Origin of the sequence: Nocardia yamanashiensis NBRC 100130 (genome assembly GCF_001613325.1) — a bacterium.
GTDB classification, from domain to species: domain Bacteria; phylum Actinomycetota; class Actinomycetes; order Mycobacteriales; family Mycobacteriaceae; genus Nocardia; species Nocardia yamanashiensis.
Genome location: NZ_BDCD01000052.1, coordinates 1 through 20959, shown reverse-complemented (window position 1 = coordinate 20959; position 20959 = coordinate 1). Strand labels below are relative to the sequence as shown.

The 20959-nt window shown below is 68.2% G+C and carries 22 protein-coding genes; 17 read left to right on the top strand and 5 right to left on the bottom strand.

All coding sequences use genetic code 11. The features are described 5' to 3' along the window. The first annotated feature begins 14 nt into the window (after positions 1-14). The 12 genes from NY1_RS39715 (at position 15) to NY1_RS45275 (ending at position 14118) form a co-directional block, all read left to right on the top strand. Positions 15-239, top strand: a complete 225-nt coding sequence (locus NY1_RS39715; RefSeq protein ID WP_067722899.1) for a helix-turn-helix domain-containing protein — start codon at positions 15-17, stop codon at positions 237-239. Further along, a complete protein-coding gene (locus NY1_RS39710; protein WP_157762807.1) occupies positions 236-592 on the top strand; it encodes a hypothetical protein in 357 nt (118 codons plus the stop codon). The genes NY1_RS39715 and NY1_RS39710 overlap by 4 nt, the downstream gene beginning before the upstream one ends. Then, a complete protein-coding gene (locus NY1_RS39705; protein ID WP_067722895.1) occupies positions 589-819 on the top strand; it encodes a hypothetical protein in 231 nt (76 codons plus the stop codon). Before NY1_RS39710 ends, NY1_RS39705 begins: the two co-directional genes overlap by 4 nt. Beyond that, positions 816-2513 (top strand): DNA cytosine methyltransferase, encoded by a 1698-nt coding sequence (locus NY1_RS39700; RefSeq protein WP_233434688.1) that lies wholly within the window; start codon positions 816-818, stop codon positions 2511-2513. The genes NY1_RS39705 and NY1_RS39700 overlap by 4 nt, the downstream gene beginning before the upstream one ends. Further along, positions 2513-3460, top strand: coding sequence for a DUF5131 family protein (locus NY1_RS39695; RefSeq protein WP_084536246.1), 948 nt, complete (start codon positions 2513-2515; stop codon positions 3458-3460). Before NY1_RS39700 ends, NY1_RS39695 begins: the two co-directional genes overlap by 1 nt. A gap of 3 nt (positions 3461-3463) precedes the next feature. Next, on the top strand, positions 3464-5422 hold the full coding sequence (locus NY1_RS39690) for a type IV secretory system conjugative DNA transfer family protein (protein WP_067722893.1): 1959 nt from the start codon (positions 3464-3466) through the stop codon (positions 5420-5422). Next, positions 5419-6219: a DUF4913 domain-containing protein gene (locus NY1_RS39685; RefSeq protein WP_067722891.1), complete on the top strand. Its 801-nt coding sequence runs from the start codon at positions 5419-5421 to the stop codon at positions 6217-6219. Before NY1_RS39690 ends, NY1_RS39685 begins: the two co-directional genes overlap by 4 nt. Continuing rightward, complete coding sequence (locus NY1_RS39680; protein ID WP_067722889.1) at positions 6216-9245, top strand: toprim domain-containing protein; 3030 nt, start codon at positions 6216-6218, stop codon at positions 9243-9245. Before NY1_RS39685 ends, NY1_RS39680 begins: the two co-directional genes overlap by 4 nt. Positions 9246-9291: 46 nt before the next feature. After that, positions 9292-10839: a hypothetical protein gene (locus tag NY1_RS39675; RefSeq protein WP_067722887.1), complete on the top strand. Its 1548-nt coding sequence runs from the start codon at positions 9292-9294 to the stop codon at positions 10837-10839. Between the two features lie 19 nt (positions 10840-10858). Continuing rightward, complete coding sequence (locus NY1_RS39670) at positions 10859-13030, top strand: hypothetical protein (protein ID WP_157762806.1); 2172 nt, start codon at positions 10859-10861, stop codon at positions 13028-13030. Positions 13031-13062: 32 nt separating this feature from the next. Further along, positions 13063-13830, top strand: a complete 768-nt coding sequence (locus NY1_RS39665; protein ID WP_067722884.1) for a hypothetical protein — start codon at positions 13063-13065, stop codon at positions 13828-13830. Between the two features lie 156 nt (positions 13831-13986). After that, positions 13987-14118 carry a hypothetical protein gene (locus NY1_RS45275; RefSeq protein ID WP_267888497.1) on the top strand — a complete coding sequence of 44 codons (132 nt, stop codon included), beginning with the start codon at positions 13987-13989 and terminating at the stop codon, positions 14116-14118. Between the two features lie 504 nt (positions 14119-14622). Here NY1_RS45275 and NY1_RS43500 read toward each other — a convergent pair. Next, on the bottom strand, positions 14623-14943 hold the full coding sequence (locus NY1_RS43500; protein ID WP_157762805.1) for a hypothetical protein: 321 nt from the start codon (positions 14941-14943) through the stop codon (positions 14623-14625). Positions 14944-14948: 5 nt separating this feature from the next. Between NY1_RS43500 and NY1_RS39655 the strand changes: the two genes are divergently transcribed. Beyond that, positions 14949-15158 (top strand): hypothetical protein, encoded by a 210-nt coding sequence (locus NY1_RS39655; RefSeq protein WP_157762804.1) that lies wholly within the window; start codon positions 14949-14951, stop codon positions 15156-15158. A 135-nt stretch (positions 15159-15293) separates the two neighbouring features. On the opposite strand, the gene NY1_RS39650 is transcribed toward NY1_RS39655, so the two are convergent. The 3 genes from NY1_RS39650 to NY1_RS39640 form a co-directional block, all read right to left on the bottom strand. Continuing rightward, positions 15294-15473: a DUF6011 domain-containing protein gene (locus NY1_RS39650; protein ID WP_067722878.1), complete on the bottom strand. Its 180-nt coding sequence runs from the start codon at positions 15471-15473 to the stop codon at positions 15294-15296. Positions 15474-15648: 175 nt separating this feature from the next. Then, positions 15649-16155, bottom strand: coding sequence for a hypothetical protein (locus NY1_RS39645; RefSeq protein WP_157762803.1), 507 nt, complete (start codon positions 16153-16155; stop codon positions 15649-15651). 237 nt (positions 16156-16392) lie between these two features. Beyond that, positions 16393-17484: an AcrVA2 family anti-CRISPR protein gene (locus tag NY1_RS39640; protein ID WP_157762802.1), complete on the bottom strand. Its 1092-nt coding sequence runs from the start codon at positions 17482-17484 to the stop codon at positions 16393-16395. Positions 17485-18242: 758 nt separating this feature from the next. Here NY1_RS39640 and NY1_RS39635 point away from each other — a divergent pair. The 3 genes from NY1_RS39635 (at position 18243) to NY1_RS43495 (ending at position 19710) form a co-directional block, all read left to right on the top strand. Then, positions 18243-19109 (top strand): recombinase family protein, encoded by an 867-nt coding sequence (locus NY1_RS39635; protein ID WP_218028562.1) that lies wholly within the window; start codon positions 18243-18245, stop codon positions 19107-19109. 68 nt (positions 19110-19177) lie between these two features. Next, positions 19178-19546 carry a VOC family protein gene (locus NY1_RS39630; protein WP_067722873.1) on the top strand — a complete coding sequence of 123 codons (369 nt, stop codon included), beginning with the start codon at positions 19178-19180 and terminating at the stop codon, positions 19544-19546. 2 nt (positions 19547-19548) lie between these two features. Further along, positions 19549-19710, top strand: a complete 162-nt coding sequence (locus NY1_RS43495) for a hypothetical protein (RefSeq protein ID WP_157762801.1) — start codon at positions 19549-19551, stop codon at positions 19708-19710. Between the two features lie 109 nt (positions 19711-19819). Here NY1_RS43495 and NY1_RS39625 read toward each other — a convergent pair whose 3' ends face one another. Further along, positions 19820-20365 carry a carboxymuconolactone decarboxylase family protein gene (locus NY1_RS39625; protein WP_067722872.1) on the bottom strand — a complete coding sequence of 182 codons (546 nt, stop codon included), beginning with the start codon at positions 20363-20365 and terminating at the stop codon, positions 19820-19822. A 414-nt stretch (positions 20366-20779) separates the two neighbouring features. On the opposite strand from NY1_RS39625, the gene NY1_RS39620 reads away from it, so the two are divergent. Further along, positions 20780-20959, top strand: a 180-nt coding sequence (locus tag NY1_RS39620) for an oxidoreductase (RefSeq protein ID WP_439956073.1), incomplete at its 3' end; no start/stop codon positions are given.

The following is a 20959-nucleotide window of genomic DNA, read 5'->3' as shown; positions in this document are numbered from 1 at the left end:
AGGACGTGATACACATGCAGAACTCTCCGAATCCCGGCGTCAGCCGGAACCTCATCCCACTTGCCGAAGGCGCGGCGCTGGCCCGCCGGAACCGGCAGACCCTCAGGCGGTGGATCCAGCAGGGAAGGCTGACCGGTTGGCGCATGCCGTCCAACCGCATCCACGTCGATCGTGACGAGGTGCTGCGACTGCTGCAGCCGCAGCGGATGCAGCCCTGCACGGACGGCGATGCAGCATGACCGCCATCGATGTCCGTCCTGCCGGACCTGCTCTGGATCTGACTGCTGCTCGGTTGGCTGCATTGACCGCCGAGGTGCAGCGGTTGCAGATCGAGCTGCACCGCACTCAGGTGGCGCTGGATGACCAGACGGGGGAGTCCTCGCCGATCAATTCGCCCGATATGGAGCGGTTGACCACGCTGGCGTCCTTGGAGCGGCTGCACACGCCGCGTGCTCGGCGGGTCGTATCCGCCGAAGTCGCGACGTCGGTGCGACGTTCCGGGGTGATGGCGTGGCTGGCGCATCCGCTGCGCGGCCTGCACGATGTCGCGCGCGCCGCGGGCTCTTTCCATCGGGCGGGGGTGACGGCGTGAAGACCCGTGAGCAGGTGGTCCACGTGCCGGTCGTGCTGGCGGTTCCCGCGATCGGGGGCGTGCTGGTGGGCCTGGTCCTGGCGGTCGTGTTCGCGGCCGTGCTGGCGCTGGTGGTCTGCCTCAGCGATTTCAGCGACGGAACCTCCACCGTCCCTACCGAATTGGGTTCGTGCGAGCCGTTCTGTGCGCTGCGCACGGATGCCCCGCAGGGCGGTGAGCAGCGATGACCCGGGCAGCAAGGATGCCGCGCACGGCCGTGCACCGTCCCGCCGTCCGGCGGCGCCGGTTCCGGCATGACGATCTCGTGGCCGTTGATCTGTTCTCCGGCTTCGGCGGGCTGACTCGCGGGATCGAGTTGGCGGGGTTCACCACGATCATGGCCGCGAACCACAACGCCTACAAGGTCGAGGTCCACGAGGCGAACCATCCGGATGCCGAGCATTGGATCGCCGATCTCATCAATCCCGATGCCGCCGACTACCATTCGGCGCGCGATCTGCCCCCGGCCGATCTCCTCGTCGCCGGGGTGACCTGCACGAATCACACGTTCGCCAATACGAAGAAGGCCTACGAGCAGGGCTTGACTCTGTTCGACCTGGACGATCCCGAGTTCGACGAGCGGGTCACCCGCTCCGAGAGGGACCGTGCCACCGCGAACTGCGTGCTGCACTACGCCCGCAAGCACCGCCCGCGGATGATCCTGATCGAGTGCACGACGGAGCTGACCTCGTGGGGGGTGGCGCTTCCGGACCGGCCGAAGATCGGTGACGGGTCCACCTACCGGTGGTGGCTGGCCCAGTTCGGGATCGAAGGCTATGAGCACAAGGTCCTGTACCTGAACAGCCAGTTCTTCGGGGTGCCGCAGAGCCGGGACCGGATCTACATCGCGTTCTGGCAGCGGCACCTGCCGGCGCCGGATCTCGAGCATCGCCCCGTGACACGGTGCATGCGCTGCGACGAGGACGTCGAGGCGGTGTGGTCGTGGAAGACCGGAATCCCACCGGCCGGAACGGTGCGCTACGGCACGCAGTACAACTATCGGTGCCCGCGGTGCCGGCGCGAGGTGATTCCGCCGATGACGCCCTCGTTCCGGGCCTTGGACCTGAGCACCCTCGGCCCGCGTATCGGGGACCGTGTCAAGCCGCTGCGGCCGAGCACGATGGCCCGGATCGAGCGCTGCCGCAAGCGATTCGCCGAGTTTCCCGCGATCCTCATGCCCGCGAAGGGGGCGCACGGATCCGAGCGTCATCCGTGGCAGCCGATGGCGACACAGACCAATCAGCAGGAGACCGCGCTCGTGTCGACCGGCGCGGTGTTCGCGGCGCACCGGCACAACGGGGACGGCAAGAACTTCACCCAGCCCATGGACACGGTCACCTCGACCCACGAGCTGGCGATGCTGTTCGCCGCGGTCAACAACTTCCAGGGCGCCCCGCGCGGCCTGAACGACCCGCTGCCGACCGCGCTCGCGTCCGAAACCCTCAGCCTGTTGGCCGGCGTCGTGCCCTACCGCAAGCACACGATCCCGGCCGTGCACTGGGAGCCCATGCCGACGGTGACCTCGGATCAGATCCCGGGACTGTTCACCGCCGAATGGGCTGCGGCACTGGCCGATATCGCGGTGGAGGACTGCCACTTCCGGATGCTCGGCCCCCACGAGGTGGGACGCGGGTGCGGGTTCGACACCGACTTCCCCGGCCACAACGGCGAATTCGTCGTGTGGGGAAGCGCCCGCGACCAGTGCGACGGATTCGGCAACGCGGTCTCGCCCGCCGTCGGCGCATGGATCGGGGCGCGGCTGCGCGCCGTCCTTCACACCGCCGGCGACGCCAGTGCGCCGACGGCGAGGGCCAGCCAGATCGAGGACCACCTGACGCCGCAGGTCGGCGAGTGCGTCTCTAGCGCCCTGGAGGTTGCGTGATGACCAGCATCGAATGGACCGAGGTCACCTGGAATCCGGTGACCGGCTGCGATCAGATCAGCGCGGGCTGCGATGAGTGCTACGCGCTGCTGATGGCCCGGCGCCTCAAGGCGATGGGCGTGGCCAAGTACCAGAACGACGGCGATCCCCGGACTTCCGGGCCCGGGTTCGCGGTTACCGAACACCCTGAGGCGCTGGCGATTCCGTATAAGTGGCGGACTCCGCGGCTGGTGTTCGTCAACAGCATGTCGGACCTGTTCCACGCGAAGGTCAGCGAGCAGTTCGTGCGGGAGGTGTTCGACGTCATCGCCGCCACGCCGCGCCACACCTACCAGCTGCTGACCAAGCGGCCCGAGCGGGCCCGCCGCCTCGCTGACCGGGGTTTGGAGTTCCCGTCGAACTTGTGGCTCGGGGTGTCGGTGGAGAACGGTGCGGTCACCCACCGCATCACCAACTTGCTGAAAACTCCTGCTGCACTGCGGTTCCTGTCGGTCGAGCCGATGCTCGGCCCGGTCGATCTGGATCCGTTCCTGTTCCCGGATTCCTGCCCGGACGGGTGCCGGTGCCGGTATCCCGCTGATGCGGTGATTTTCGAGTGCCCGTGCACGGGAGCGTGTGTGGGCTGGTCGCCGAAACCGGCCCTGGACTGGGTGATCTGCGGGGGCGAGTCCGGTCCGCGGGCGCGGGCGATGCATCCGGATTGGGCGCGGGATCTGCGCGATCAGTGCGATGCGGCCGGCGTGCCGTTCTTCTTCAAACAGTGGGGTGGCCGGGACAAGAAAGCCGCTGGTCGCGAGCTGGATGGGCAGATCTGGGACCAGATGCCGGCGGTGCGCGGCCCGGTCCCGTGTGAGTGCGCCTGCCACGCCCAGGGCGAGCACTACGACCGGTGCTGCCAGGACCGGCTGTGCCCGGACTGCCTCTTCTACGCAGCGACGGAGGGCTGATCGATGGATCGCAGTGTGAAGGCTCCCGGTGAGGAGTGGAGCACCGAGAAGAAGCAGATCGTCGGTGCGCTCGTCCTGGCGGGCGGGCTTCCGGCGCTGGCCGAGGTGATGGCGCTGTCGGTGTGGGTGGCCCCGGTGTACGGCGGGCCCGCTCAGGATGTGCCGTTGCAGAATCCGGTGGCCTCGTCCTGGCACATCATCGCTGCTCAGGACCTGGTGTGGACTCCGCAGGCGTGGGCCGGGCTGGGCACGATCGCGCTCACCACGGTCGCTGGTGTGGTCGGCACGGCGGTGGCGGTGCGGGCGGCGTGCGAGAAGTGCCGGGAGATCCGGGAACTGCGCGCCGATCGCAAGGCTGCCCGGAAGGCGGCCAAGGCGTCGGCGGGCCAACAGCGGTTGAATACGTTGCCGCGCCGTCCGATGCCGATCGCGCCGGAGCGGATCGACACCCAGGCCCGGTTCATGGCCCGCGGTGCCGAGCTCGACGACATGAGCGTCGAGGCGATGCGTGACAAGGCCGCTGATCTGGGTGTGCAGTTGCGGGATGGGGACGCACCCGGGTTGATGATCGCGCGCGCGGTGATCGACGGCCGTCAGCTGTATGCCTCGTATGAGGATCTGCACCTGGATCTGTGGGGCCCGCGTTCGGGCAAGACGACCAGCAGGGTGATTCCGGCGGTGCTGGAGGCTCCGGGCGCGGTGGTCACCACCAGCAACAAGCGAGATGTCGTGGATGCGACCCGCACCGCCCGCGATCTGGTCGGTGACGTGCATGTATTCGACCCGCAGGGTGTCGCGGGTGAGGCGTGCACCTGGTTCTGGGATCCGATCGCCTGGGTCGCCGGACCTGATGGTGGTGCGGGTGCGCAGGAGCGGGCGGCGGAGCTGGCCGGGCGGTTCGCCGAGGCGGTGGATTCCGCGCGCGGGGACGCGTTCTTCGAACCCGAGGGCGAGGACCTGCTTGCGGGCCTGTTCCTGGCGTGCGCGCTGGGGAAGCGGCCGATCACGCAAGCGTTCGCGTGGGTGACCGACGTCGAGGAGCGCGAGCCGATCGAGATCCTGCGCAAGGGCGGGTTCGGTCTGCTGGCAGCGGCGTTGCAGGACCAGTACAACGCGCCCGACAAGCAGCGGGGCGGTGTGTTCTCCACGGCGAAGAAGATGGCAGCGGCGCTGAAGTACGAGCGGATCCGCCCCTGGGTCGAACCCGCCGGCAAGGGGGAGGCACTGCGGCGGGAGTTCAAGGTCGAGGACTTCGTGACCGGCCGCGACACCCTGTATGCGCTGTCGAAGGAAGGCAAGGGCAACGCGGGACCTTTGGTGACCGCGCTGTGCGCGGCGGTCGCGGCGGCGGCCGAGGCCGAAGGTGCCCGACATCGCGGCGGCCGGTTGCCGGTGCCGATGCTGATCGTCCTGGACGAGGCCGCCAACATCGTGAAATGGGCTGACCTGCCCAAGCAGTACAGCCATTTCGGGTCACGCGGCATCGTGGTCATGACGATCCTGCAGTCCTGGGCGCAGGGGGTGCGCTGCTGGGGCAGTGAGGGCATGTCCGCACTGTTGTCGGCGGCGAATGTGCTGACCCTGGGCGCGGGCCTGAAGGACACCTCGTTCCTGCGGGATATGTCCGAGCTGGTCGGCGGGCACTACGAGCTGGTCACCTCGACCTCGACCAGCCACGCCCCGAACGGGGGCGGCACCTCGACCTCGACCTCGACCCAGCGGGTCACCGAGATCACGCTCACCCCCAGCGATTTGGCGGCCCTGCCCAAGGGGCGGGTGCTGGTGTTCACCTCCGGCCGCCGGGGCCTGCTCGCGGCCACCGTGCCCTGGTTTCAGCGCCCCTACGCCGGCCAGGTGCAGGCCGCGCTCGATGACCTGTACCGCGCTCCCATTCCCGCGGCGCCGCGTCTGCGTGCGGTGCCGCCGTGGACCGATACCGATGAGGAAGGCCAGACCGCATGAGTGACAACGGAACCCGACCCGACACCACCGATGAAGTCCCTGCACCCGCCGCGGTGGTGATTCCGCAGATGGATCTGGGAGAGCTGCTCGACGGCGCGATCCGCAAGGCCGTGACCGGGCAGATCGCCGCTCAGGCCAGGGACATCGCCACCGAGGTGGTCGCAGCGATGCTGACCCCCGACGTGCTGGAGGGCATGCGCCAGAGCGCGATCGTGGAAGCCGAGCTCGCGCTCAACCCGATCCCGACCCCGGACCCTGAGCCCGACCCGGAGGCAGAGCCCGCGCCGGCGGCAACCACCGCCGCCCAGGAGGATGCCCAGCCTGCGCAGCCGCCGAGGTACCCGACGCTGCGGGATTTCGTGGAGCGCTACGTGATCCAGGTGTACCGGCGGTCGGTCTCGACCAAGGGCGCGCACAAGGAGTCCGGGGTGCGCTGGTGCCCGTGCTGGTGGGACCACGGCGAGGTGGTCGGCCGGTTCAAGACGATGCACCGCGCCTTCGAGCACTTGCGCCTGGGGGAGGGCACGGAGCCGAGCTTGTGGTGGCTGGTGCATTTCGACCCGCACATGGACCGCATCATGTCCCCGACCGGCCCGTTCATGTACTGCAGCGTGGCCGACGGTCACGCGATCGGCCCGAAAGCGATCCCGCCGCTGCCGGTGCTCCCGGCCCCGCCCGGTGTGCTGCCGGACGAGGAGGACCAGACCCCGACCAGCGGATACGTGACCGCGTCCGGGCTGGTCGTGCCCTCGTCCCCGGCGCGGCCTCGTGAGCTGATCAGGGAGTGGCTCGAATGAGCGCGCCCGCCCCCGACTCGGCCTCGCGGGCGCGCGTCCGCGCGGGCGCGCGCGGTACCGATCATAACGGCGAGTCGCTGGAAGTGGTCACCGCCGCGCTGGAGAAAGCGGTCGGCGCGGGCCGGGAATCGGGTGCCTGGACCAGGTACCGGTGCCCGGTCCATGAGGCCGACGGCCGCCACCACAACCCGAGCTTGATCGTGAAGCACCTGCCCGATGCCGGCCGCACGAAGGTCTCGTGCCGGGCAGGCTGCGATGACCACGCCGTGCTCGCCCAGCTCGGACTGACCGTGCGCGACCTCTACGACCGCCCCCTCACTCGCGAGCCTGGTCAGGTGCGGCGCCCGTCACGGCGTCCGGCCCGGCAGGTCGGTCCGGCGCAGAAGGCGATCGATGCGGCCGGGTTGCCGCTGATGAAACCGAAAAAGGAGCTCGGAGCGCAGGTTTCGCCGTGGAAGACCACCGCTGTCTACGACTACGCCGACACCGACGGGCAGGTCGTAGGCCAGATCGTGCGCAAGGAAGCCTCCTTCGAAGCCGGTCGGGACAAGAAGTTCACTCAGCAGCACTGGAACTCGCAGGCCGGGAAGTTCGAGCCGGGTGGGTTCGCGTCGCTCCCGTTCCGGCTCCCGCAGATCCGGGACGCGATCAGCGAGGGCCGCTGGATCGCGGTCTGTGAGGGCGAGAAGGACGTCCTGGCCGCCGAATCGGCGGGGATGGTCGCCACCACCAACGCTGGCGGCGCGGGCTCCTGGACCGCTGAGCATGCCGAGCATCTGCGGGGTGCGCACACGGTGGTGATCGTCGTGGACCGCGACGCGCCCGGCTACCGGCGCGCGGAAAAGGTGATGGCCACCTTGTCCGGGCTGGTGGAGCGGGTCCGGGTGGTCCAAGCCGCGACCGGCAAGGACCTGCACGACCACTTCGCCGCTGGTCACGAGGTCAGCGAGCTCGAGCCCGTCCCGCACCTGGACCCCCTCACCCCGCCCAGAGCGGCGGCGTCCGCGCCGACCACCGACACCCCTGCAGCCGAGGCCGAGAACGTCTCGGCTGCCCCGTCTACGCCCCAGAAAGGCACCGCCATGGCCACAGGCAGCTTGTTCCGTGACGACACCCAACACACCCCGCATTCGGACGAGGTCGACCACATCGGCCGCCAGTGGGCGGGCGCGTTCCAGCTGGCGTTGGCGCGCCTGCTGGAAGCCGCGATGAAGCGCAAGGTGCGGCTGGAGAAGGACGAGGAAGAACGCAAACGGCTCGGCGAGCAGAAGAAACGCGAGCTGGAAGCCGAGCAGAACGCCAAACGCGCGGCAGCCGAGGCGAAGCTGCGGAAACTGCGGGATGCGGGGTGGGAGAACTGCAGCCGCGAGCAGATCGCCGCCGCTGTCGCTGACGCCTTCGAATGGTCGGAAGATTCCCAGCTGGCCAAGCAGGCGTTGACCGAGCTGAAACACCATGTGCAGGACCGGTTCGGGGTCGCGATCGACACGACCACGGGCAAGGTCGCCGCGGCGGATCCGTCGGCGGGCCCGGAGGTCTCAGCGATGCTGGCCGAGGTCGAGGCCGAGCGGGCGCGTGCGGCCCGGTTGACGCGGGCGCAGGACCACATGGTGGAGATGGTCGCGGCCGAGGAGGGCCTGGACCAGAGTGTGCGCGAAGAGCTCTACGCCGAGATCGAGCGCTGGCGGGCAAACCCGTCCCCGGTGCGGCTGAGCGAGCTGACCAAGAAGCTCGCCGACAAGGGCGTGGGGGAGGCGACCCGCACCCGGATCCGGTATGTGGCCTCCTACCTCGGGGTTCCCGACGCCGCTCACTCGGCGGAGGCCGGGATCGAGCAGACGCTGCAGGCGGCTGCGGAGCTGCGCAAGCTCGGTAGGGCGCTGGTCGATCCGGGCGAGGAGGCCAAAGGACGTCTGGATGCGGCGCTGGCCGACTTCCAGGCCCAGTTGCGGCGCGGTGCCGACGATCCTGCGGTGCGGCGTCAGCTGATCGATTCCCGGCAGCAGGTCAACGCGATGATGGCGGTCCTGACGCAGGAGGATCGCAAGCTCGCCGCCGAGCGGCTGGCGGCGATCGTGGCCAATCCGGCGGGCCGGTTCCGCAAGCTGTGGCCCGATCACGTCGACCGCGACGAACTCGCCGCGCAGGTGCGCCTGTTGGCGACCGTGGCGCCGCAGGCCGATGCCGCTGCCGTGCGCGCCGCCTCGCACGATGATGCGACCGCGGCGGCGATGCGCAAGCAGGCCGGCAACGCCCGCAAAGCCATCGCGGCCGCGATCAGCGACGGCAAGGGCCTGCACCAGCTGGAAAAGGACCAGCTCGCCGCGGTGCTGCGGGAGGTGGATGCCGGCCGCAGCCGGGTGCCGAAGCTGCTGTTCGCCGATGACCGCTCCACCGCCGCCGCGGAAAAGGGGCAGGCGACTCAGCGGGCGCAGACGGTGATGCGTGTGCAGCGGCGGCAGTTGGAGAAGCTGCTCGACGGCCCGGGTTCGGTCCCGGGCACCTCGGCGCGAGTCCGCGACCAGGTCACCAAGGTGTTCGACCGTCAGTCCGCACTCGCTGCGGGGCGGACCCGGCTGGCGGACTACGAGAAGTCCGGCGCGGCAAGCGAACTGGTCTCCCGCCTCACTGCCGTCCCCGGAGTCAGTGCGGCGATCGTCCACCGCGTCGGTGCGCATCTGGCGATGTCGGCGGGTGAGGCGACCAGCCTGGGCCAGCAGGCCAAGACCGTCGCCGAGCAGTGGGGGCAGCGGATGGATGCCGTCACCCTCGAACGCGCCCCGGAAGTGCCCGCCTACGACAGCCCCGAACGGCGGGCGGCCCTGGCCGCCGGGCTTCAGGCCGCCGGCCTGGACGCCGACCAGGTCGCTGCCCGGATGGCCGCCGATGCCGGATGCGCGAACCCCGCCTCCGCCGCGACCAAACGCGGCCCCGGCGAGCCGCGCACCACCAATCCCGGCGAGGGCGTGCATCGCATCAACCACTTGCGCAAGAACCAGGGCCGCGACAACGGCTACGGCGACTGACCCCCGGCTCACCGATCTCCCTCACCCGATTACAGGAGGAAAGCCCATGTCCCACACCACAACCCACGCCCAGCGGATGGCAACGCTGCGGGCCTTGGTCGCCGCGCACCGCGCCCGCGCCACCAGAACGCCGGTGACCGAGCTCGACTACACCCTCGGCGTGCGTATCGACCCCGCCACCGGCACGGTCGCCATCGATGCGGGGTTCGACGCCCCAGGTGCGGCAGCCATCGAGCATGCGGTCACGACCTGGATGCGGCTGGCCACCGCCGCCGAACAGCTGGAGAAGCTCGGGTATTCACCCGCAGCGGTCGCCGCGGTGACCGCCCGCCGTGGTGACCTGCTCACCGACGCGGTCGAAGCCGAGCAGTGGCTCGACCGCGGGTACAGAGACGACCAGCAATTGCGTGACGCGCTGCAGCGGGAGAACCTTCCGGCGGCTGAGCAGGTGCTGGCGTTGACCGGCTACATGCTCGGGCAGGTCAGCGATGTCGATGTGCTGACCGATCTGCCGGTGCTGATCGATCCCGCGGTCGAACCGCGCGGCCGGATCGGGCAGTTGTTGCGCCGCTTCACCTTCGATGGTGAATACACCGGTGAGCTGATCGGCAAGGAGCTGGCCGCGATGCGCGCCGAGGACCGCGACCAGGTCCGCCGGATCGGGCGACGTATCGCGGCCGGGCACCCGGTGCCGGACCGCGATACCGATCTCTGGCCGGACCACCTCGACCGGGACGAGCTGTCCCACGATGTACGGTTTTTCGCCGATTTCAGCGGTGAGGTCGCCGAGATCGCCGACCGGCTCGCCACCGACACCGACCCGAACACCGTGTTCACCGGGGAGCAGCTCGACCAGATCGGGGTCATGCTCGACGCCCTCGATACCGTGCGGACCGGGATCCTGTCCGCACGCGACCGGGTCGGGATCCATCCCCTGGAATCGGTCGCGCTGGTCGCGACTGTGGCCGATATCGGTGCCGGGCGCATCGCCAGCCAGCACGAGCTGCCCGATCTGCTGCTACTCGACGAGGGCAGCAAAGCCACCGAAGACGCCAACCGCACCGCCGATCTCGCGATCCACCACGAGGAACTGACCCGCCAGAACGTCGACTTCATCGTCTGGAAGCACACCGACGGCTCCCTGCTGCCCACCGACAGCCCGCTGGCGCTCGCAGCCGACGAGGTCACCGAGAACCTGCGCGCCACCGCCGCCCGGGTGGGCCCGGCCACGCCGGACCAGGCCGGCCGGGAGCGTGAGGGCCTGCTGAGGCTGGGCATGGAACTGGCCGCAGCGGATCTGCCCGAGGCGGCCCGCCGCGACATCGTCAACGAGCTCTCCCACCGCGCGAACGTCGCCGAAGAACTGCACCAGCGCGCCGAAACCCGCGCCCAGCAGTGGGAACAGCGCCGGATCGCCTTCGCTGACACCCCGGTCCCGGGTAGCGACCGCGAACTGCAGCGCCGCGCCGCCGCGGCAGGAGTCGCCTCCTCCCGCCAGCACCTCACCGCCCCCTCGCCTGCCCCGGTTCAGGCCGCGCCCCCGGCGCGGGGGCCGTTGCGGCGGCTGCTGCACCACGCGGGCCTGGACCGCTGAGGCAGAGACGAGCACGGACATGACCACCACCGGCGAGGCTCCCGACGACTTCCGTGAGGAGTTCGCTTGGGGCCTCGCCCCGTCTCACCTGAAAACCCGCCGCCAACTCCGCGCGATGGGCAAAAGCCCAGGCCAGTCCCTTGCTGCGGTCATGGTCGGCAAGATCCGTGGCCGCCGCATGGTGGCCAACCTTTTCGACTCCCGCATCGCCCCCGACAAACGCGTCCCTACTCCAGCGCAGCTGGAAGCGATCGCCAAAGCCACCCGCGAACACCAGCTCAACGCCGCACAGCGGCGCGGATTCTCCCGCACCGAGATGACCGCGCCGGTCGAATCTGCTCCCGGCTGGGAGCACACCCCCACCCCGAAGGAAGGAAATCCCATGTCCGACACCACGTCCCCGCAGGCCGAGGCTGCTATCCCGTCCGGTTTGGAGCAGCGCAAGGCGTTCTTACTGGTCACGGTCGCGGTCAACCAGGCCCGCACCTGCGCCGATCGTCTGACCCAGGAGCTGGATCTGGCCGAGGCCACCGGTCCGGAAGCGGTCGCCGACCTGCTCGCCGACGCCGGGAAAGTCGAGGCCGACGCGGTCGCCGCGATGGCCTCGATTCCCTGGGACAACCCGGCCGCCACCGTGAAGACTCTCGCCGACGCGCTGCTGTGGCTCCCGAGCTCGCAGGTCGCCGCCGATACCTTCGCCCAGTTGGCCGGCCACTTCGGCGAGCAGTGGGGTATACGGATCGACTCCGAAGCGTTCACCGTCGCCGTCGATCCGGCCTTCGACGCCGAAGCCGCCCAATACCGCTGCGATTCGAGGCGCCTGTGGGCACGCGGGGCAGCGGTGATCGACACCGTATCGGCGATGGCGCTGCCCGACACCGCGAAACCAGCGGTGATGGAAGCGATCTCGGCATGGCGCGACGAGGCCGACCCCAATGACCCCAGCGGCGGAGCGCTTCGGCGCATCGAGCTGGCCGAAGCACTCAGCGCGGCCAAGCTGTCCGATGCCGACCAGGCCCGGATCGATTTCGTCGTGGACTACCTGAGCGGCAACACCCACGGCGTCGATCTGCTGGCCTCGCCGGTGTACGTCGATCCCGGCGAAGAAGTCCGGGGACGGGTGCCGCGGCTGCTGGAAACCTTCGCCCGTAACCCGAAGTCGGCGAAGCTCGTGGGCGAGGAGATCGCGGTCATGACCCCCGCCGACCAGCAACGCGTCCGGGATACCGGCCGTGCCATCGCGACCGGCGCACCGTCGGTCGACTACCAGCTGTGGCCTGACTACATCGACCGCTACGACCTGGGCGAGAAGATCCGCGACTACCTCGAAGACACCATCGAACTGCGGGAGGAAGCCGACTACCTCGTGGATGACGACCTCACCGACGAGGAACGCGACCGGCTGGGCACGGTCACCGATTCCGGGCTCACCGACGACACCCACGAACGCATCGAGCGCCTCGCCGAGCTGCGCGAGCAGCTCAAGACCCGCATCCTCGACGGCAAAGGCCTGGCCGGTATCGAACGCGCCCAGCTGATGGCCGTACTCGACGATATCGACGCCGGCACCATCACCAGCCGCACGCAGATGCCGGAGCTGCTGTTCGCCGACGAGGCAAGCAAAGCCACCGCCGACACCGAACGCACCGACGCTCTCGCCTCCTCACTGTCGGCCTCCACGCGCTCGGAGATCGCCACACGGGTCGAAGCCGCCACCGGGCCGAAACCGACCCAACGCGAAGCCGACGACATCACGCTGGCGACCGCACAGATCGGGGACTCGATCTACAGCGTGGCCTGCGGCGCGCAGGGAATGGGCATCGAATTCGAACGCAAAACCTATCTCGACCGGCGCGCCAAGCTCGCCCACGCCCTCTCCCAAGCCGGAATCCCGGACGCGGCCAGCGTCGAGATCGTCAAGGGAGTCGACGCCCGCGCCCGCGAGGCCGGGACGCTGGGCCAACTCGCCGCCGGACGCGAACAGGAGTGGAAGGACAAGACCGCCCACGTCGTCGCCGCCCGCAACGACGCCATCGCCCAACGCCAGGCCGCCGATGCCGGCGTCGCCCGGCCCGCCGACCGCGTGTGCACGCCACGCCCGAACCTGGCCACCTCCCAGTCCACCTCCGCCCCGGGCCCGGCGCAGCTGCCCGGCCGCCGCAACCTGCACTCCCCGGAACTCGGGCGATGACCACCGAAACCTCTACTCAGACAGGACTTCCCATGAACACCGCCACCGCCGCCCCGCTCGCGCCCTGGGATCGGGGCGGGCATTTCCAGCCCGGCGACTCCGTCACCCTGATCAGCTTCTACGCCACCGGATACAGCGACCTTCCCTGCACCGTCGTCTCCGACGGCCTGGTGCTGATCCGCGGCTCGGTCCACCAGAACCCGGTCCGCGTGCACCCCTGGCCCCAGCACGTACGCCACAGCGACGGCTGCCCGCCCTGCCAGGCCTACACCACCGGTGTCCGCCTGCTCGGCGCCCGTGGTGAAACCGATTTCCTGGCGCAATGGTCCCCGGCCGCGCACACCCGGTTCGACGCGCTCACCGACGCGATCGACGACGGCACCTTCACCACCGGCGCGGATGTCCCGGACTGGCTGCGCACCGCCACCGCCGGCCTGCTGATGTTCCCCGAAGCAGGGGGCTTGCAGCTCGCCCGCGTCTACGACCCCGTCGACTGGCCCACCCTGCTCGACCAGCACCCCGGTGAGGTCACGGTTGGGATCGGCGACACCGGTTACGGCCCGGCCGAACTGACCTGGGACATGGTGGTGGCCGCCTACCGGGCGCTGGAAACCGCCGGGTACACCCCGTGCCTGGATGTGGACCTGGCCCTCGACTACGACGCCACCCTGCAGATACAGCCCACCATCCTGTACTGCGACTGCGACGACACCGCCCTGCGCGCCCGGGTGAGCACACTGCTCGGCGGGATCGAGTACCTCGCGGACGCCGACTGGTACGGCGGATGGGCCTGGTGCTGACCCTCACCTGAAATCCCTCGATCGATCGAACCTGTAGTTCAGCCCCTGACGAGTCGTATGCGTCAGGGGCTGGCTCATGTCCCGGCCCCTTGTGTTCCGGGTTTTTGTCCCGGAATTCCTCGCCCGCGTACGCGCGCACGCGCGCGGGTTCACCAGATGGACGCCGAGCTTTCGTGTATCCACTCACGGGAACTGTTCGTGTTCTGGCAGCAGAACTTCCTCACATTCGGCATCTTGATCGCCGTGTTCACCATCGAGCTTGAGAACTACCGCTGGGCCGTGGTGTGAGCACCGTTCCATACCTCCCGGTGCCTGTTCTCCAAACGTCAATGCTCGATATCTCAAGGCAGCGTTGACGTTTGGATTTGGCGGCGCTGTGGACCATGGTGTTCGACCATGCCCAAAACAAACACGCCGAAAGGGAAAAGCCGCTGGTATCAGCGACCGTATGACCATGGCCGAGGAGAACTCGTACCACCCTGGCCGGAGGATGTTGCACTCCGTCGACCTGCAGAGATGCGCGCGCACCTGGTCGACGGATACTTCAGGGCATCGATGCGGTACGTCGGCGGGGGTGTCGAACTGCTGTGTCGTCGGCCCGGCGGTGACGGCGTCGAGAACTACGATTCCCGACCATGGCCGCCACCTGGCGGTCATCTCGGATCCGGGATGTTCCGGCCGCCCGAGAACCTAGCGCGTCCCCTGCCTCCTGGCGCCAAACCTTTTCGGCAGGGGCCGCCCGACAACCCAGTTCCCACTCCGAACACGAGGAGGGCCCAGGTCCCCATGAGGCTAGTCACCTCGGCTGACCATTCTGAACGACCCCCGGCGAGAGCGCAGCAGGCACACGCGGATCTTGCGCAGCCCATCGCCGGGGCCGAAACCGGTCGGCACCACCACGTCCGAGCCGCCCACACCCCACACAGCTGGTGGTTCCGGGTCGGCCACGAATTCCGAATTCAGCGCTCCACCTGCGGAAGTCGGCACCTGCAACATCGCCGCGGGCCGGTCATAGCGTTCTCTCGTCCACTGAATCACCAGAGACGGGAACACTATTCGATGACCGATCCATTCGCCGGCACCGGCGCTCTGTCCGCCCGTGGAGAGGGACACCGGTGATGGCCACGTTGATCTCCACGGTCGGTACAGCCGGGTTCGGTGCCGCCGCCCTCTTCCTCGGCCTGCTGTGGTGGCTATACGTCGACGGACCGGCGCGCTTGTGCGCGGGCCTGGTCGCGGTCTTCCACCCGAAGCCCGACCGCCGCAAAGCCGCCCTCGCGGTCCTGGAGTCCACGAGAGGGCTGCGGCGCCGCGGTCGCGGGCAATGACGGGGAATCGTCCAGCGGTCCCGGGTGGTGACCGCTGGACCTCCTCACCGGAGGTCCACCCTGCCAAACCTTTTGGGCAGTGCGGATCGCTCGCTCTACCCCAGAAGCCTGTCCCTCCTGATCGGAGGTTCGGAATCAGGCCACCGCGATATCGAACAGGGTCATGGTGGCGGCGGCGAGCTGCTCGGCACGCTCACGGATCGCGCAGGTCGGGCCGATGCCCGCGGCCACCGAGGCCGCCGAGACCAGCCAGCCATGGCAGCGCCGGCAGTGCGCGACCAGCCGGACCTCGGGTCTGTCGTCGGTGGCGGCCATATCGGGTACCTCTTCCGGCCGGTGGTGGAGTCTTTTCCGCCACGGTCGCACAGGGGTCCGACACCCAAGTCGAATTACACCGTCACGCACGGCCCGATCGAGTTTTGTCTTCCATGGGAGACAAAGCTGTGGTCTACCGACGGTTTGTCACCCATGGGAGACAAACCGCCAGCTTCTACTTCTCCTCAGTGGGGGCCAACGCCGGCGTCGAGGCCGCCGGACCGGTCGCGGCACTGATGACGATCTCGGGCGCAGGCGCTCCAGGCGCCGGCGGGGTCTGAATGCTGTCCAGGACAGGGGCGATGGAGTCGTAGACAGCCATCGCAAGGGAGGAGGAGCTTTCTCCGAGGCCGCCTCCGTGAGCTCTGTAGTCGAGAACCTTGAGGTAGTCGACCATTTGTGAGCCGGTTAATTCAACAGTCGCCATGCCGGTGTTCGGGTCCTCGGTCACGCTCTTGGGTTCGCGTACCGGAACTCCCGCATAGAAGCCGGGATACTCGCTGGTGCGCTTCCAAAGGTCCTGCATCATGTGCAGACGGAATACAGGCACCATCGCTGCTTGGCGCTCACGGTCGAGCTGCTGTTTCGGCGAGTCCGGAGAACAGCCCACCAGTAGCAGTGCTGCACCTGCCGCAATACCCAGCGTGGATAAACGGACGAACGGTCCATAACGCCTGAACATCTCGAATCCCCTTCACTCGCAGTGCTTTCCGGCCAGTGGATCCGAGACAGGGTACGTAGCGATGCCACCACTGAAGCCCAGGTCACCAGGCGGCGCGCCGTGCGGGCCGCCGTATACGGTGCGTGGTCCGCATTTGGCTCGGTATGCCTACTCCATCAGCTGTTTCGCGCGGTCCCCACTTAACGGTTTCGGGCCCCTGGCTTTCCAGAATCTTGGAGAGGTTCCCCTCGGAGGGGTTCAGCGCCTCGGTTCGGAGATATCGACTACCAGCGGCCGGGCTTGACGGTCGTCCTTGTTGACCAGGATCGGGTGAAGCCACCGAACCTCGGGGACGGGTGCCTGCCGGGGCCCTGTCCAGTAGGTGTGCCAGTGCGCACGCCGCAGGTGTGCGCGTACCGAACCGGCTTCACGATCGCTGGTTTCTCCCGCAGCGGCGGGGATGCTGCGGGCAGCGAGCAGCGCGGGCCCTATCTCGAAGCCGAGATCTACGACGGTTCGTTCTTCACCGGGGCGGGCCTTCTTGCCGCGCCGGCCGGGCTCGGGCTGATAGTCGCGGGCGTCGCGATGGTCACTGCACAGGTACAGCAGCAGACCGATGGCCAGGTTGTTGACGCGCACCAGGTCTTCCCGGCGGACGTCACCGAGGGAATCGTGGGATTGCAGGCGAGTGACGAGTTCGTCGACGGTGTAGGTGCCGGTCAGCGGCAGGAAGGTCACCGACTCCTCGTGGGTGGGGTAGGGGAGGCTGACGTAGTGCACCCGGCTGGCCAGCGCCACTTGCAGACTCCGCACCTCGGGATCGGCGGTGGAACACAGCTGTTCGTGCTCGGTCATGCCGGTGACGAGCATGCCGACGAACACCGGCGGTTCACGCAGTCGGTCCAGCTCCGGATCCAGGGCAGGTCCGGCATCGGCCGTGATGGGTTCGGGGAACACGATGAACGGGTCCGGATGCGGCAGCCGGGCGAAGACCTCACACGGGATCTTCGCGCTGGTCTCGGTGCTGAGCAGGCTGTCGGCCAGGCCGGGGTGCACGCGGTAGACGACACGGTGCTGGCGCCACAGCCGGGCGGCCACCGCGGTCTGCACGCTCAATCCGAACAACGTCGCCTGCTGCGCACCGACCATCATCTCCAGCTCGGCGGAGAAGACGCGGCTGCGCTGGAAGTCTTCGGCGCCGCGGCCGAGGAACCCGTCGCGCAGTCGATCGAGAATCAAGGCCAGCTCGGGGTTGCTGCGCCCGCCGTCCACCACTGCGATGGTGTCCTTCACGTACTGCTCGGCAACCTGCACGGACTGTTTGGCTGACAACGGCTTCTCGGTCCCCACCACCACAGCATCGCAGTACCGACCGCCACCGCGTGCTGTAAATCGATGCGTATCAAACAGTTTGGCGACAATGCTCAGTTCTCACCCTCTGGGCCGTAGGTGACGGGGCGTAAGGCCCAGAGCCGCGAAAAGTCACGCTAAGACCCGGACCTACCTTGCGGCGTGGGTCAGCTTCGGGAATCGGGCCGCACTTGACGAAACCGACTGTGGCGCAGCGCCATAGGCCGCTGATCTCGCGTGATCAGTCGGCGACACGCCGGGCAGCGTAGCATCCGCGGAAAAAACAACGAAGTTCGCTTGACCTGCGACGATGTGCGGCCAGTGTGTGTATCCGCCCGAAATTCGGCGGGTGGTACGACCGCCGCCGATTGCATCAGATGCAGGATCTCTTCATCCGATGAAGGCTGCCCGCAGAGGCTCTACCGCAGATAAATTCCCGAGTCGGCGCAGGTCCGTAGTCTCGCAACGGCAGATTGCCCCTGGTGGCGCATCTCTGCGAGATCCGGCGCTAAGGCGCTACCGCAGATAAGTGCCAATTATCTGCGGTAACTCCTTAGCGTGACTTTTCGCGGATCTGGACCGCACGGGCCGCTTCGTAGGGTTACTTGTTTGCCAAGGCGGTGCCGACCGAGGCCGTGTTTCATAGGTGATCACCCATGAAACACCCGGCGCGGCGGACGGTCTCCAGGGCGATCGGTGTTTCATAGGTTGTTTCATAGAGCTTCTCTCTTGAAACGTACCTATGAAACACTGTTCGGGTGAGCGACGACGACTTCCTCCGCGTGGAGGCCCACGACTGCCCGATGTCGAGCTGCGCCGCACCGGCCGGATCCCCGTGCCGCACCGGCAAGGGCAAAGTAGCGATCGGCTATCACACCGCCCGCTTCCGGCTCGTACCGTCGCTGGCAAAATCGCTCACCGTCGCCACGCCGGCGCTGCGCCGTCCGGGCGCGGTGTGGACCGAACTGCCCCGCCCGGCCGCGGCCGCCGACGCCTCGGGCGCGCACGTGCGCCTGGGCTACGCCCGTGCCTCCACCGTGCGCCAGTCCCTGGACACTCAGCTCGACTCCCTGCGCGCGGCCGGGATCGGGCGGATCTTCTCCGAGAAGATCTCCACCCGCGCCCAGGTGCGCCCCGAACTCGACCGCGCGGTCGCCCTCGCGCGGGAGATCCGCGCCTCCGGCGCCGCGGTCACCCTGGTCGTACACGAACACAAACGCCTCGGCCGCGGCATCGAACTGGCCGCCCTGGCCGAACAGCTCAAAGCCGCCGGCATCGGCCTGGAATTCCTCACCGGCGAGCTGCAAGGCTCCCACGACCCGTCCGGAGTGGTCTTCACCGTGCTGGCCGCCCTGTCGGGCATGGAACGCGAATACATCCGCGACCGCACCCTCGAAGGCCACGAATCCGCCCGTGGACGCGGCAAATCGATCGGCGGGGTCACCGTCGTCGACGAGACCATGCAGGCGATGGCGCTGCACCTGCGCGAAACCGGACTCAGCCTGCGCGAAATCGCCTCACGGCTGGTCATCACCACCGGCAAGAAGAAAGGCCAGCACCCCTCCCCGGCCACCGTGATGCGGTTGCTGCGCGAGCACGATCGAGCAACCTCGCCGGCAGGGTGATCGCTCCCCCGCAGCGGATGAGCGCGTCACGAATCACGCGCCACTGCAACACGTTCTAGGATTCGAGGGTGGCTGTAGCGCATCTGGGATCGATCACTCTCGACTGCGATGATCCGAGCGAGCTGGCGATCTTCTGGGCCGAGCTGCTGCGCGGGCGGATCACGGCCGGCACGGAGAAGTTCGTGAGCGTCAAACTCCCGCATCTGGTCCTGACCGCGATTCGCGTGCCGGACTACCGGCCACCGTCCTGGCCGGATGAGAGCGTTCCCAAGCAGATTCATCTCGACCTCGTGGTGACTGATCTCGACGAGGCGCAGCACCGCGCGGTCGAGCTCGGTGCCCGGGTTGCCGATCATCAGTCCGCGCCGAGCAGGTGCCGCGTCCTGTTCGATCCGGCGGGGCATCCGTTCTGCCTGTGCCTGCCGCCGGTTGCGTGAGGGTGCCCGAGGTTCCTTCCGGCGCGGCCGGACAAGTCGATATCGTCGCGGTGGTGGCGAACGTCGTGCGCAATATCTTCACCGACTACATCAACGAGGCGCTCGCGGTCGATGGCGAGTGGCCACTGGTGACGCCGCTGACAGCGACACCCATCCCGGCCTGAACGTCGAAAGGCCCGCGGATCTCGCGCTGGTTCCACACTTTTCGCATGCGCGAGGCCCGGCTCTCCCTCTCGACAGGTGAGTGGCCGGGCCTCGTTCGCGGGTGCGCGATCAGTGCTCGTGGTGGCGCACCACCGGCCAGTCGATATCGGTCTCGACGGCCTTGTTCAGGTAGTTGGTGAATACGTTCAGCGCGACATTGGCGATGACCTCGGTGATCTCACCATCGGTCAGGCCCGCGGCTTGCGCGGACTTGATATCGGCTTCCTCGACGCCGCCGCGCGTGCGCACGACCGCGGTCGCGAACGTCAGTACCGCAGCGGCTTTCGGGTCGACCGAATCGCCGTGGCGGCTGGCCTCGATCTCCTCGATACTCAGCTTGGCGATGTTCGCGCCGATGTAGGAGTGCGCGGACAGGCAGTAGTCACAACCGTTCTCCTCGGCGACCAGCAGCGCGATGCGCTCCCGGATTCCCGCGGAGAGCGCACCGGAGCCGAGGGCGCCGGAGAAACCCAGGTACGCCTCGAGCACGGCCGGGCTGTTGACCATGGCCTTGGTCATGTTCGGGGTGACGCCGAGCGCCTTCTGCACACCGGCCAGCAGGTCGGCGGCCTTACCGCTCGCGGTGTCGGGCTGGATCAAGGGCAGACGGGACATGAGTCGATCCTGTTCTCGTAGAGCATGTTCCATGACCGAGTCGTTCTAACCGATCATCGATACATAGAAGGTTATGCAACGGCCGGGCATTCCCGGATCGCGAAGACTTCTTTCTTGCCTCGCGCCGCTGTTTGAAACCTACGACCCGCCCGGGCATCGACCGGGGGACGGAACGCGCCGCGATGGGGACCGCACATGCCGAACCATCCAGGCGGAAACACCGCGAGAGACCCGCAGGAGATCAATCGACGCAGACGACCGACTCACCGACCGGAACCCGCGCGCGCCGGAGCCCTACCAGGACTGCCACCATCCGCGACGCGGGACGCCTTGACTCTCTAGGTCGAGTGTCCTAGCGTCCTGTCTAGGACGCATGGCCTACAGGTGGTGTGCGTTGAGCTTCCGGAGGATGGCGTGTCCGCTGATTTGTTCGGCCCGTTCCGTGTGGGTGAGATGACCTTGGCGAACCGGATGGTGATGGCGCCGCTGACCCGTAACCGCGCGCAGGCCGACGGGACGGTGCCCTCGGCGATGGCGGTCCACTACGGGCAGCGAGCGAGCGCGGGATTGATCGTGTCGGAATCGGTTCCGGTC

Excerpts from the sequence above, each read along its gene's own strand:
- NY1_RS39715 (WP_067722899.1), top strand. The coding sequence starts at position 15 with ATGCAGAACTCTCCGAATCCCGGCGTCAGCCGGAACCTCATCCCACTT.
- NY1_RS39710 (WP_157762807.1), top strand. The coding sequence starts at position 236 with ATGACCGCCATCGATGTCCGTCCTGCCGGACCTGCTCTGGATCTGACT.
- NY1_RS39700 (WP_233434688.1), top strand. The coding sequence starts at position 816 with ATGACCCGGGCAGCAAGGATGCCGCGCACGGCCGTGCACCGTCCCGCC.
- NY1_RS39695 (WP_084536246.1), top strand. The coding sequence starts at position 2,513 with ATGACCAGCATCGAATGGACCGAGGTCACCTGGAATCCGGTGACCGGC.
- NY1_RS39690 (WP_067722893.1), top strand. The coding sequence starts at position 3,464 with ATGGATCGCAGTGTGAAGGCTCCCGGTGAGGAGTGGAGCACCGAGAAG.
- NY1_RS39685 (WP_067722891.1), top strand. The coding sequence starts at position 5,419 with ATGAGTGACAACGGAACCCGACCCGACACCACCGATGAAGTCCCTGCA.
- NY1_RS39680 (WP_067722889.1), top strand. The coding sequence starts at position 6,216 with ATGAGCGCGCCCGCCCCCGACTCGGCCTCGCGGGCGCGCGTCCGCGCG.
- NY1_RS39675 (WP_067722887.1), top strand. The coding sequence starts at position 9,292 with ATGTCCCACACCACAACCCACGCCCAGCGGATGGCAACGCTGCGGGCC.
- NY1_RS39670 (WP_157762806.1), top strand. The coding sequence starts at position 10,859 with ATGACCACCACCGGCGAGGCTCCCGACGACTTCCGTGAGGAGTTCGCT.
- NY1_RS39665 (WP_067722884.1), top strand. The coding sequence starts at position 13,063 with ATGAACACCGCCACCGCCGCCCCGCTCGCGCCCTGGGATCGGGGCGGG.
- NY1_RS45275 (WP_267888497.1), top strand. The coding sequence starts at position 13,987 with ATGGACGCCGAGCTTTCGTGTATCCACTCACGGGAACTGTTCGTGTTC.
- NY1_RS39655 (WP_157762804.1), top strand. The coding sequence starts at position 14,949 with ATGGCCACGTTGATCTCCACGGTCGGTACAGCCGGGTTCGGTGCCGCC.
- NY1_RS39650 (WP_067722878.1), bottom strand. The coding sequence starts at position 15,473 with ATGGCCGCCACCGACGACAGACCCGAGGTCCGGCTGGTCGCGCACTGC.
- NY1_RS39645 (WP_157762803.1), bottom strand. The coding sequence starts at position 16,155 with ATGTTCAGGCGTTATGGACCGTTCGTCCGTTTATCCACGCTGGGTATT.
- NY1_RS39625 (WP_067722872.1), bottom strand. The coding sequence starts at position 20,365 with ATGTCCCGTCTGCCCTTGATCCAGCCCGACACCGCGAGCGGTAAGGCC.